14 protein-coding genes are annotated in these 13018 nt (G+C 41.6%); 4 read left to right on the forward strand and 10 right to left on the reverse strand.

Annotated elements, in window-relative coordinates:
- Positions 1–61 precede the first annotated feature (61 nt).
- Both QLH32_RS04525 and oxyR read left to right on the forward strand, forming a co-directional pair.
- A complete protein-coding gene (locus tag QLH32_RS04525; protein WP_283268332.1) occupies positions 62–1009 on the forward strand; it encodes an alpha/beta fold hydrolase in 948 nt (315 codons plus the stop codon).
- A gap of 6 nt (positions 1010–1015) precedes the next feature.
- Positions 1016–1921, forward strand: a complete 906-nt coding sequence (oxyR, locus tag QLH32_RS04530) for a LysR family transcriptional regulator OxyR (RefSeq protein ID WP_267980888.1) — start codon at positions 1016–1018, stop codon at positions 1919–1921.
- Positions 1922–1950: 29 nt separating this feature from the next.
- On the opposite strand, the gene dusB is transcribed toward oxyR, so the two are convergent.
- The gene (gene dusB / locus QLH32_RS04535) at positions 1951–2970 is read right to left on the reverse strand and encodes a tRNA dihydrouridine synthase DusB (RefSeq protein ID WP_283269281.1); all 1020 of its coding nucleotides are present in this window, start codon (positions 2968–2970) and stop codon (positions 1951–1953) included.
- A gap of 129 nt (positions 2971–3099) precedes the next feature.
- Here dusB and QLH32_RS04540 point away from each other — a divergent pair, with 129 nt between their 5' ends.
- Positions 3100–4713 (forward strand): tyrosine-type recombinase/integrase, encoded by a 1614-nt coding sequence (locus QLH32_RS04540; protein ID WP_283268333.1) that lies wholly within the window; start codon positions 3100–3102, stop codon positions 4711–4713.
- Between the two features lie 36 nt (positions 4714–4749).
- Positions 4750–5079: a hypothetical protein gene (locus tag QLH32_RS04545; RefSeq protein ID WP_283268335.1), complete on the forward strand. Its 330-nt coding sequence runs from the start codon at positions 4750–4752 to the stop codon at positions 5077–5079.
- A 227-nt stretch (positions 5080–5306) separates the two neighbouring features.
- Here the strand turns inward: QLH32_RS04545 and QLH32_RS04550 are convergent, their stop codons facing one another.
- The 9 genes from QLH32_RS04550 to QLH32_RS04590 form a co-directional block, all read right to left on the reverse strand.
- Positions 5307–5831 (reverse strand): glycoside hydrolase family 108 protein, encoded by a 525-nt coding sequence (locus tag QLH32_RS04550; RefSeq protein WP_283268336.1) that lies wholly within the window; start codon positions 5829–5831, stop codon positions 5307–5309.
- A gap of 56 nt (positions 5832–5887) precedes the next feature.
- On the reverse strand, positions 5888–6262 hold the full coding sequence (locus tag QLH32_RS04555) for a hypothetical protein (RefSeq protein WP_283268337.1): 375 nt from the start codon (positions 6260–6262) through the stop codon (positions 5888–5890).
- 73 nt (positions 6263–6335) lie between these two features.
- Entirely contained in the window at positions 6336–6566 is a 231-nt protein-coding gene (locus QLH32_RS04560) for a hypothetical protein (protein ID WP_283268338.1), read from the reverse strand.
- On the reverse strand, positions 6559–8550 hold the full coding sequence (locus tag QLH32_RS04565; RefSeq protein ID WP_283268340.1) for a hypothetical protein: 1992 nt from the start codon (positions 8548–8550) through the stop codon (positions 6559–6561). Before QLH32_RS04565 ends, QLH32_RS04560 begins: the two co-directional genes overlap by 8 nt.
- Position 8551: 1 nt before the next feature.
- Positions 8552–9427 (reverse strand): LamG domain-containing protein, encoded by an 876-nt coding sequence (locus QLH32_RS04570; protein WP_283268341.1) that lies wholly within the window; start codon positions 9425–9427, stop codon positions 8552–8554.
- Between the two features lie 2 nt (positions 9428–9429).
- Positions 9430–9834 (reverse strand): hypothetical protein, encoded by a 405-nt coding sequence (locus QLH32_RS04575; RefSeq protein WP_283268342.1) that lies wholly within the window; start codon positions 9832–9834, stop codon positions 9430–9432.
- Positions 9831–10133, reverse strand: a complete 303-nt coding sequence (locus tag QLH32_RS04580; RefSeq protein ID WP_283268343.1) for a carboxypeptidase regulatory-like domain-containing protein — start codon at positions 10131–10133, stop codon at positions 9831–9833. Before QLH32_RS04580 ends, QLH32_RS04575 begins: the two co-directional genes overlap by 4 nt.
- Positions 10123–11334, reverse strand: coding sequence for a hypothetical protein (locus tag QLH32_RS04585; RefSeq protein ID WP_283268344.1), 1212 nt, complete (start codon positions 11332–11334; stop codon positions 10123–10125). Before QLH32_RS04585 ends, QLH32_RS04580 begins: the two co-directional genes overlap by 11 nt.
- 46 nt (positions 11335–11380) lie before the next feature.
- A complete protein-coding gene (locus QLH32_RS04590) occupies positions 11381–13018 on the reverse strand; it encodes a hypothetical protein (protein WP_432442301.1) in 1638 nt (545 codons plus the stop codon).

The following is a 13018-nucleotide window of genomic DNA, read 5'->3' on the forward strand; positions in this document are numbered from 1 at the left end:
TGAATGTCCAGCAAACTCTGACCCTGTATTTATAAAAAAAATTCAACACGGAACGAATGCCATGAACAGTGCTCTACAATTTAATATGTCGCCTTATGCACCTTTTATGCAGGAAACCAAAGTTACTTTGGGCAATGGCATTGAATTGCATGTAGAGATGGGCGGCAATCCTGAACACCCAACCATTCTACTGATCATGGGTTTGGGTGCACAAATGCTGTTCTGGCCTGACTTCTTTTGTAAATCACTGATTGATCAGGGCTTCCGTGTCATCCGTTTTGACAACCGTGATATTGGCCTATCTTCCAAGGTCCGCAACAAGGAACGCCAACGCCTCAACACCATGAAGCTGATGAGTCGTTTTATGGTCGGTCTTGGCAATGAGGGAGCGCCCTATACCCTTTATGACATGGCAGATGATGTTGCCATGCTGATTGACCAGTTGGGTATAGAGAAAACCTATATTCTTGGTGCATCCATGGGTGGCATGATTTCACAGATTGTTGCGGCAAAATATCCAGAAAAAGTTGAAAAAGTGGGTTTACTGTTTACCAGTAACAACCAGCCTTTTCTGCCGCCACCTTATCCAAAACAGATTTTAAGCCTACTGGGCAAACCACCAGCACATGACGAGGAAACCATCGTCAATCACAGCCTGAAAGTATTTCACATCATTGGTTCGCCAGGTTATGTGAACCAGGTTGAGGCAATTCAAACCATTCGCAAGCTATATCGTCGTAGTTTTTACCCAGCGGGTGTACTTCAACAGTTTTTAGCAATATTATGTACGGGTTCCCTGTTGCCATTAAACAGGAACATTACCCAACCGACCTTGGTGGTTCATGGCTCAAGAGACCGTTTGCTGCCCCCAAGTCACGGAAAAGCTGTAGCAAAAGCGATTTCTGGTGCTAAGTTTGAATTAATTCAAGGAATGGGGCATGATATTCCAGCACATTTCATTCCACAACTTAGCGGTTTGTTTGCTCATCATTTTAGATCATCACACTAGGACACTATGGCTGCATTACCCTCATTAAGACAGCTATCATATTTAGTTACGTTGTCAGAAACTTTACATTTTACCGAAGCAGCACGCCGTTCATTTGTTACCCAGTCAACACTGTCGGGTGGCATCATGGAACTGGAGCGCTTATTAGGTGGCGTCTTAGTTGAGCGTGATCGTCAAAACGTCCGTTTGACCCCTCTAGGTGAGCAGGTTGTCGCAAGGGCCCGTGTATTATTGGCCGATGCGCAGGACCTGATGCGTTTAAGCCGTGAAATGAGCGAACCTTTAACGGGTGACCTACATCTTGGCATCATCCCAACCATTGCCCCCTTTATCCTAACCCAGCTTCTGGATGAAGTGCACCAGCAGTTGCCAAAAATTCAACTCCACCTGCATGAGGCTCAAAGCGAGAAGATTGTAGAGAAACTGGAACATGGCAATCTGGACATGATTGTACTTGCGCTGCCTTTTGATACGCGTAGCTTAAAGGTTGTCGAAATTGCCAAAGAGCATTTATTCCTTGTCTACAACAAGAAAGATAAAAATGCGGCCAATGCAAATTCCCTGGATGATCTGGATTTGTCCCGCCTTATGCTGCTGGAAGAAGGTCATTGTTTGCGTGACCATGCCCTCAGTGCCTGCCCTGTGGGTGAACGCAAGAATGACCACCGTTTAAAGGCAAGTTCACTACCAACCTTGGTGGAAATGGTCTCTTCAGACCTAGGCTTTACTTTATTGCCTGAAATTGCATTGAAGAACAGCATGATTCATTTCAATGAAGATATTGAAGTGAAATCAATTGAAGATGCTCCAAGCCGCATCCTTGCCTTGGTGACGCGTAAGAGCACACCACTGCAAAGTGAGTTTGATGTGATTCTGCAAATCCTACAGAAAATCACTGCACATTTGGAATAATCAATACTTTGGGCGAATTCACTTCGCCCCTACTTGATCTCTAATAAATTTACCTGCTCAACCTGAACATCACTCATACGCTGTCCTTGATCAAGCAACTGATCAAAATAGGCTTCCACCACTTTCGCCTGATCAGCGGTATTTTCAACCTTATACATATTCTGACGAAATTCATTACTTGAACGTAAGCCCTTGGTGTACCAGGCGATATGCTTACGGGCAATACGGCAACCAGAATACTCACCATAGAACTGATAAAGTTCAGCCAGATGACCAAGTAGGACCGCTTTTACTTCGGCAATATCAGGTGCAGCCAGATGTTCGCCAGTTTTTAGATAATGCGCGATTTCCCGAAAAATCCACGGTCTTCCCTGTGCGGCCCGTCCAATCATAATCGCATCCGCACCTGTATAGTCCAGCACATATTTGGCTTTTTCAGGACTATCAATATCACCATTGGCAATTAAGGGAATATTGATCATTTGCTTAACTTGCTTAATCAACTCATAACGGGCTGTATTTAAATACATATCCTCACGGGTGCGCCCATGCAGGGCCAAGGCTGCAATGCCTGCCTGTTCAGCTTGTTTTGCCACACGCAAGATATTTTCCTGACCATTCAGAAAACCCAGACGTGTTTTTAAGGTGACAGGAACATCTACCGCAGCAACCACAGCATCCAAAATACGGGCGACCAGATCTTCATCCTGAAGCAAGGCTGAACCAGCGAGCTTGTTACAGACTTTTTTGGCTGGGCAGCCCATATTGATATCAACAATTTGTGCACCATTGGCAACCTGATAGCGTGCTGCCTCAGCTAATTCAAGCGGATCAGAACCTGCAATTTGTGCGGAGATGGGTGCAAGTTCACCATCAAAATTGGCCCGATATAAACTCTTTTTGCTCATGCGCAAGGTTTTATCCGCCGTCATCATTTCACTGACCGCATGCCCTGCCCCGAAGTACTTGCATAATGAACGGAATGGCCTGTCAGTGACACCTGCCATAGGCGCGACCCAAAGTTTCTTATCTATTGATTTATCAAACAATTCTTTAATAGTGTTGTTTTGACTCAATTTCTTAAACCTCTTTTACTCTCGTTTAGTCGCGTATTCTTGACTTTGCATGTACTTTAGTTGCACCCTATTTGCACCTTAAAATATTTGTGGTGCAAATTAATGGGAACAGTCACAAAACGTACTCAAACTGATGGTACAACACGTTACCGTGCTCAGGTCCGTGTGAAGCGCGAGGGCTATCCTGTTTTCAATGCATCAAAGACTTTCAGTAAAAAATCATTAGCTGAAGAATGGATTAGAAGAACTGAGGCCGAGATTGAAATAAATCCAGATAAAATGTTGAATCCTGCTGAAGAATTAAAGCAAGCAACATTGGCTGAATTTATCACTGCATACTTAGATGAAGCTGATAGCTTCGCCAGAACAAAAACTGGCGCTTTAAAACGGATCGCTAGTGTAGATCTATCTGAGAAAAATATCTATTCCTTAGCTCGTCAGGATTTTTCTGATTTTGCTATTGGTCGGCGTAAAGGTGACCCTGCACTGGGGATAGAGGGCGTTGCCCCCTCTACAGTATTAAAAGAATTGAGTCATATTAAAGCTGTCTTAGTACATGCTCAATTCGTATGGGGTAAAGATATTGAGAAAGTCATTGATGAGTTTGATAAATCGGTTATCGGACTCCGTAAAGCTAGGATCGTGACTAAAAGCAAACTTCGGGATCGGTTACCAACATCTGACGAGCTTCAAGCACTCACAACTCATTTTTATAGAAAATGGATGCGAAAGAAGCGCTCAGTGCCAATGCATTTAATAATGTGGTTCGCCATCTATTCTGGGCGGCGTGAGGATGAGATTTGTTCATTACGTCTAACTGATTACGATCGGCACAATACACAGTGGCTAGTACGTGATGCAAAGCATCCTGACGGATCTGAGGGAAATCATAAGTATTTTCATCTTGAACCAAAAACTACCATGCTGATTGGAAAGTTCATGGAAAAGGAAACTCGGACACGCGTTTTGGAGATGGGATACAGCGATAATTTATTGGTGCCAGTAAACACTAAAACAGTTTCAGCTTACTTCACAAGAGCTTGTAATCAGCTCAATATTGAAGATCTCAGATTCCATGATTTGAGACATGAGGCGGCCACACGATATGCCGAGGAGGGTTTTACTATTCCGCAGTTGCAGACAATTACATTGCATGAATCATGGAACACATTGAAACGATATGTGAATTTAAAGAAGCGTGGTGAGCATCGTTTAGATTTTGCTGAAGCTATGAGCGTAGCGGAGTCAACTCATAATGATCACTTTAAAGAATGGAACAAAACTCAGCGCGTTATTTCAGAAATAGATACGTTTGAAGCCTTTGATATTGCGTTAAATGACACAATCATTGTGCCTTATATGTTTTTGGAAAATCAGCTCAATCTTTTCATTGATGAGCATAAGAAAAATAAATATTTCATCCGCAAGCATGTCACCAAACTAAATACAGAGCATCCATTTGCTTGGAATAAAGAAAAGCAAGAGTTTTACATTAAAGAGATCCAGATAGCTTGGGAGGATTGGTTTGCTGAAAATGGACGTGTAGTTTGGTCTGAATTACCAGCTGAAGCTTCGCATTTTGGGTTTAAAAATAATCGTGTGATTAGACTATTCAAGAACAGGGTTTTAGAATTTGATACTGAGCTTAATGCGTGGTTGGATATTTCTAATGACTACTATTTTGAAGACCACTATCATGTTGAAAGACCCCTTTAGCATTAGGGGTGCTCATATTTTAAAAAAGGAAATAAAATGCAAAATATTATGAATTTACAAGACTTTCTAATTAAAAATAATCTTAGAAAGGACTCTAGTGGTATTTATGATTTTCATGCAAAAATTGAATATAGCTACAAATTGGGGACTTTGGAGTATCCAGCAAAAATTCAAGTCCGCATGATCGGTTACAATGGTGGAAGTATTCACTTAGAAGAGGATGATACTCTTACATCCGATCTATATCATTTAGATTTTTCCGAAGAATATCAAAAGTATGCTTACAATGAGGAGGATAATTATCTAATGATATCTGGTGAATCGACAAAAATGAAAGGAAAGTACACTGTTAAAATTTTTGTATGAAAATTCCGACTAAGTTAAAGTGAGTAATGTCACTTTAACTTTAAACTTTTTGATAGTTTTTTATTCCAAAATTATTCTAAACTTTCATCAATGGTGAAAGTTTAGAATAAACATGATTTTTATACATGATACGAAAGTATTTATATGTGTTTTGACAAAATCATTTGTATAGTAGAAAAACAAAAGCGCTCACAATCATACTTGGTAGTGAGCGTTTGCATTGCACTTTAATTATCGACTGCTGCGTATCTAAGTTGCCCTGCAACACGATTTGTCCAGCCTTTTCCATAACTGGGCCATGTCGATAATTTTGTGTAGTACGTTAGGCGCTCCGCATTAAACCTCATCAACACGTCATTTAAATCAGTGCTATTAATTACTTGCAGCGTGATTGGCCCAATAATTCCGTCATCAGCAACACCTACAGCGCTTTGTAATTTACGCTTAGCTGTAGCCATGCCAGCGTTAATAGCAAAGTCCCACACTTGAAATACAATTGCTGGATTAATGCTGTTTGCGTTAAGCGCATCCCACCAATCCCGTTTGTAGATATTTTTGGCCTGTGCCAAAGTCAGGTTTTTAATATCAAGCTGTGGGTAAGTCATTGCTGAAATACCGTACTTGGTGCCTTTTAACTGACCTTTCCCGATAATGCCTGTGGTCCAGTTACCACGATCATTCTTATCGTTTGTGAAGTTTCCCTCATGTCCAATCAAGCGCTCGAAAGCTTGATCAAAAGTTAATTTACTCATTTCACTTTCCTTTAGACGTAAAAAAACCGCACAAGGCGGCATTTGATAAATTAGTGTTATTTAAAAATTGAACCGAATGTTTCTTTCACCTCAACAATGATTTCCGCAAGTGATTTCCCTTTCATCAACTGTACAGCCTGATACAGGATACCAATGCACAGCATCCCAAACACAGCAAACATCAGCATGACAAAGCCCTGTGCCATGTGCGAGTAATGTCCTGCCAGATCATAGTATTCAATGAATGCTGATCCACCATAAAGACTTATGGCCACACTAAAAACAAACTTCATGATCACGCTGATGTTGATCTTGATCCGCCCCTGAGTATCAATATCTCCACTTAAAGTAAGTGCGAATATCGCCCCAATAACTGCCGCAATGATTTTTAAAAACCACGGTAGCGCTTTAATCGATAAATGCTCATGCATCCACTTTTCTCCAGATAATAAAAAAGACGCTTTAAGCGCCCATGTTTAGTTTAATTTACGATTCAATCTGAGATTAAACTTCGATTTGGTACACAACGCCCGTGGGCGCACTTCTCTTTATTTCATTTCCACTGATATAAACTCGGTCTCCCACGTTAAAAACTGTTGAACTGGTGCACAGCACAAGCCCCGTGCCATCCACAACCAAAACCTTGTAGTTAGGATGGTCCGCACTTTGCACTGTCGCTATAAATTCGGGATTCCTGGGTATTAACTCCAAAAAGCGGTTGAATATGTTACTCACGGTTCACCCTCTCCACTTCAATGGTCTGCTTAACAACGCTGTTGGTAAATGACCCACTTACGCTATCAACCACCCCAAACCATTCACCGTTATAGGCAATCAATTCACCTGGTGTGCATAGCCCGATTTCACTGGCAATTGGCAATTCCCAACTGTGGTTTTCAACCATGCCAGACTTGGCCAGTATTGAACGCCCCTTGCTGTGCATTACTAGTGCTGATGTAAAAAGTGGACTATTTACTGGCTCCTGAAGAACATCACCTGCCGTTCCAATACGCTTCACCTGTCCAGTATCACCAGAACGGTCATTGGTTAAAAAGATACCGTTGTAGTCTGGATAAGGTGTATCGGAAATATCAAGATTGGTCACAATGCTTTCAGGGATTAAACGGTCATAATCATCAATGGTCACGGAATCCCAGTACACCTTTTTATACATTGACTTGATCGTCAGTGTATTGCTTGCAGGTTCACTATAGATAAATCCACCACCAGCATCAGCCAGCAACTTTATTGCAGCAATTGGGGTAAGGTTTGAGTAACTCATACTGTTTGCTGGCAAGATCCAGCCAAGCGCATCAATCAATTGCCAGTTTAGAACAATGTCACTGTTTACACGGTCAAGCTCAGCCTGTGCCAGTTGTACTGATGTTCGCTCATTCTCCTGTGTGAAAGAACGTGTCGGCGAATATGGCGCATCAAGTAAAGCGCTTGGGCTACGCCCAACCAGTGTTCTAGTGTCATTCGCAAAGCTCTGCGACCGTGGACGGCTTTCAACAAGCATTCTATGTTCATTGCCATTGATCATAATCTTCAGTATTACTGGCTGCCCATTAATTGATAATGTTTTTGGCAATTCATAGGATGGAATAACAAGATTGTACGACCAGCACCAGCCATTCCGATCACATCTATAATTACCACTTTTAACCTGAATTTCCTGCCCGTTATCCAGGCGGGTTACTTTTAAATCATTCACGATATACCACCAGTCAACAGGTGCCAGACCAGGAATACAGTCATCGGCACCGAAATTTAAAACAAGGTTATGTGGATCAGGCCCACTGCACAGACAGATAAAATTCAGGTCAGTGGACCCGACATACTCAGGCTTTGGCTGTGGTTCAATTGGATCGACAGATGACTTGCGGTAATAGACTGCTTTTGCCACATCCCACGAGATTGAGTCTGTTGTAATCAACTCCAAGCCTTTGTCATGTTTGAACGTAAACCGCTTTTCAAACACATCTGCGACTTCATGACTAAAGGTAAATTTCCTGCGCTTCCTGATCATTTCCTGCCAGTCAGTCTGACGATTGATCAGCAGCTTTTCAGATTCCTCAAATACCAGTGTCCTGGCAATAAAACGTTTGTCATTCTCCTGCCATACGATTTGTAAATCACTGGAAAGCCCTGTTGCCTCTTCAAATACCGTTTTAACTGCATGCTGAAGAAATGTGGCTTTGTCAAAACCAACAGTGACAGTATTTGAAATGGTCAACCCGCGCTCAAAAATAAAGGCGCTGTTATGCGCCTTTAAAAATGGTTTTGCCCATCTGCTTAAGTAATTAAATAAAATAGGATGTGCTGATTGATAGTTAAGACAACCATAGTAGCTAAGCCCACGCTGATTATTAAAGTCAAATATAGTGCCAATACTTAAGACGGGGGCTGAGACTGCAATACTAAATATTACATCTGTCTGCTCTACTGGCTCAGTTGAATTTAATGCAACTGTTAAGATTGGTGCAGTTACTACAGCATTAATCTTTGCATTGATTTGAGGAACATATTCAGAATTAGTAGTAATGCTTAGTTGTGGCGCAGAAACACTAACAATAAATACAAGTGATTGGCTTGAGGTTGCGGCCTCATCATACACTGCATGTAAATCATATGGAGCTGTTAATACACTTGGCTGTGGGTTATCAAAGTATTCTGCTGTAAGCAAATAAGGCTTACTATGCTCATATTCATCGCTCATTTTATGCCGCAATTCCTACATTGTAATGCTCAGACACTTGCTCTGCTGTTAACGCATAATTATATAATGCGATATTAGACATATAGCCTGTAAAATATTCACCATGGCCTGCACCTGCATAACCAATCGCACTATTAGCCACTGAACCAATTCCCGACCAACCACCACCTGCAATTGATCCTGCAAGAACACCATTGATGTAAATCTTCAACTCAGAAGCTGTACAAGTAAAAACTATATGATAGAGCGTGTTTATCGTGAGAATTGGTGAAGATGATAATTTATTTGCACCAGAGAAAATCATATTTGCAGCGGATCCGATTTGCATGCGCAAACCAGAGTTAAAGCCGATCTGCACAGTATTTCCACCAAGCACTGTAGGTTTCATCCAACATTCAAGACTCACAGAGCTTGCAATGCTAAATTTAGATGGCGAACCTAGTTCTATTCTGCTTGATCCATCGAAGTAATAACATTTACCAAGCCTTCTTGATAATGCAGCCTGTCCCATAGCACAATCGAATATTGTTCCATTTACTGGGTTTGATGTTATATCGAAAGCAAACCCTCCAGATTCTTCATTCATTGGGTAATACGCAATCGGATGGTCAGCAAGTATTTTTGCAATATATGCACCTGCAAAACACTTGATCTCATTGCTTACAACACTATTAGCACCACGCCAAACTCTTATTTTATAATAATAAGTGGTATCTTCTGAAACAGTAGTGTCTACATAGTACATTGTAGTTAAGCCAGTAACGATGGGGCTTGGCAAGTCAATATTAGCAACTCCAACCATACTTGACAGAGAGCGAATTACATCAAAAGAATCAAAGTCACCAAACTGCGCGAACTCAAGCCGAATACCCGCCATGCCTATACCTCCGCTATTTGTGCCAAAGTCACAGTGACATTGCCACCTGCGTACAACTCACCATTTTCGTTTTGTACTTGTACTACGGCATTTGAGCCTTGCCCACCAGCATTGCAATCTGCAACCCAGGCATTAGACCCATCAACAAGCCTTGCCCAAGTGACAGTACCGCTTGCCAAAGCTAGAGCAGGATTAGGATTATTAATAGCCAAAGTTTTATTGCTATAGTTACCAGCACTGGGTTTTGGAAATGTAAGTTCACATAACAGCGTTTCTGAGGTTGATTGTCCTGCCACTGGTGCTGTGCCACCATAAATTAACAACTTGCCTGGATTCGAGTTTGCATCTAAAGCACGTGTCAAAGCTAGTAATCTGTCATTAATAACCGCATTACTAAAAGTAATCATTTCACAATCACCCTGTCTTGAATTACTGCGTTGTATTGATTGTTCGGATCGAATGCCACGATAAAGCATTCAAGCCCCACGGCAATGTTTCTAAATAAATATGATCCATCAGCTTTTGATGTGGTTTCCCATAACAATTGACGGTTATCACGACGAAACAGGCACACAGGCACTGGTGAATAATTGGACCCAAGTTTCTTTATGGTGCCAGAAATCTTGCCAAATCCTTGATTTGTGTTCATTGGAGTTATAATTCGCATACCGTGTTTTGGTATTGACCGAATAATTTTAAGGGCCATGCTTGATCTCCTCTACTGCAAATACCAACCAAGCCGTACTTGTGTTATTACCGCCATCACGCAAATAGTGTGTAAATACATTTGCTGTAAAATCCACGTCAGTAGTCATTGCAGGTGAAGCCTGATACCCCAGTGCTGGACAATTTGTAGCGTCATAACAGGCCTGGTATACACCACCCTGACAATGGCCGACATATTGCTTTTCAACTGATGTATACACTGGCAGCGATAGGCAGGTCGTTGTATTGAAACCATCTATGCTTGCTGGCAAAAAACTGTTGTTTGAGAAATTTCGTTGCAATAGATGTATATCAGAATTATGAAAAACAACTGCGGTTTTACCGATATATGCTATTGCTCGCCCAAGTTGGCCAGTATCACCACTAACATCTGGAACTCCATTATTTTGAGCAAATAAGATTGGATAGTCTAAAACTGCATAAACCGATTGAAATGGAAATATTCCAGAAACCACTGAATTTTTACTATCTGAACTATTGTGATAACCAAGAATTAAATGATATGGACTACCAACAATCACACCCTTTCCAAATGTTGCGTAACCCTGAGAATAGGTAAAGTTGTCGAATAAACGTGATGTACTTTGTGTAAAGTCCCATCGTATATTTGATGTAGCAGATGCTACATTCATACAATTTTTAAGATCATCAATGCAATTGCTATCTGTGATAAACCCCGTTGTTAAATCTACAGTTCTGCCAATTCCTATAGCAATACAATTTCGTGCCGCATCTATTGCATCCTGAAAACACATACGCACATACATATCTGTGTCATCAATATGCTTCATTTTATAAACATGAATATTACCAACCTCATAAACAATATCCCAACCAAGCGACGCAATTTTAGTATTGATGACCCCTGTTAAACCTGCTGTGATTCCATCTGGCACCGTACATGTCACTGTACTTGAAGTGACACTGTCTATATAAACCTCTTTGTTAAAACCACCTGTTGCCATGACCTGTAGTACACGATCAGCAACATAGCCGTGATTTACACCATAGGTTAAGGTGATCTGGCTTCCTAATATGGTGACAGCATTGGCTGTTTGAGGGTTGTAGCCCGCTGAGAGCATTTTCTTAAATACCGCTGGAAACCTGTTCTTTGATCCAGCACAGAAATCAAGATCAACGTCGGAAAAATCAAACATCTTTGTCTGTGTTTGCTTAATCATAAATTTCTCGCATAAAAAAGGCTGCAATCGCAGCCCTTATTTGGGTTTAAACGTCTCGGTCAATGTCACCGCGATACATAATCTGGAAATTGTCACTCAAGGTTGTTGGTTCGGATTGTTTCACTGTGCGAATACACCAGATTGGATACATTGCGGCAATGGTATTGAAGCGTAGAACATTGCCCGATACCCAGCCTGTACCCCAACCCTCTTTTTTAACCTTAAAATATGGGGCACTGGTTATAGGGTTGATTGGCGCACAGTCATCACTTTTATTTCCAGTTCCGATCTGTCCAGACACTTCACCGATGATCCTAAAATTGTCATTGTCTGTGAATACCAGTGCCCATCTTTCCTGTATTGCCCCCTTGTTGGTCACTTCAATTGGGTATAGGGCATCATTGTAGTTCGCCGAAATAGTTGCCCCGCTTGGTGTATCCGCCCATACATTACTCCATGTCCCCTGCACAAACCTGGATGTGTAGCGACTGAACATATCACCAATGACCAATGCAGAACCGACAATTGAGTTGTCAGCATCGTAGTTGTGGGAAACAGGCTTTGTTAATGTGATCTGACCACTGATCTGCACATCGTTAATCAATCCCATGTCTTGATAACGATATGCTGCCGAAATTGGTGCAACAAGACTATTCAGAGCAAAGTCACCGCTTAAAGTCACTTTTCCGTAATCATAGTTCACGGTGTACATGTCATACGGAACTTTTACGCCATTACTATCTTCAAGCTCACACCACGAAATACGCTGATCTGCTAAGTCATAGGTCTGACCCGCCACATGACTTGGCAACTGTTGCAGCTTAGATGAAGCAATCACACCAATGTCACCAACACGAAAGATTGGTACTCGACCATCAGGCGGTAAACGAGTTGCAGACAGCCCTAGTATTTCAGAATCAAGCGGAATATAGGTATAGGCCACAGCGTTATAACGAACCGATGTTGCATCAATCCACACGGGCGCATTCACCCAAACCGTATTTCCTGTGTCAGTGTAATCAAGCAATGGATCGTACCAATCCTCATCAACAATCTCAGGATGATCGGATTTTTTGGTTTTCTTGTAGAAATAGATGTCTACAAAACCCGTCTCATAATTAATTGAACCGTGCGCTTCATCTGTTTCAATCACACCAGCTTGATTTGCTGTCAGTGTTAATTGACCAAATTCTAATGATGCTACAACAACCGTTAAAGAGCCTGGTCGAATTGGAATTGTTGGCGTTCTAAAGCTGACGTGATTAATCGGCAACATATCTGTCGTTGTGGTCAAAGACTGCAATGTCAGTTGATTATCAACATCTGGTGTCCAACTCTCCAACTCAATAACACCTGTGCCATATTGGATAACGCCTGATTGTGTGCCTGATCCTGTTGCGGTATCCACATTGCGATATAAAAGCCCAGCTCGGTCAACAAAGGTATCTGCACCCAATTTAAAACGTACAGAACTCGATAAGATTTGCTCATCAAAGCCCTGTGTTAAATCAAATTTAAGCTTATCGGCTGTAACTGTTGTTGAGCTGCTGCCTGATCCTGATTCATCGCGATATTTGACTTGTATGGTTGTGGCATTAAAGGCTTTTAGTGTGTGCTCAGCACGCACCACCTCTGACGACTGTGGAAATTTAAACTCAATTGGAGCTGGAATAACATTACCCAT

The organism is Acinetobacter corruptisaponis, from assembly GCF_030053775.1.
Classification (GTDB): domain Bacteria; phylum Pseudomonadota; class Gammaproteobacteria; order Pseudomonadales; family Moraxellaceae; genus Acinetobacter; species Acinetobacter corruptisaponis.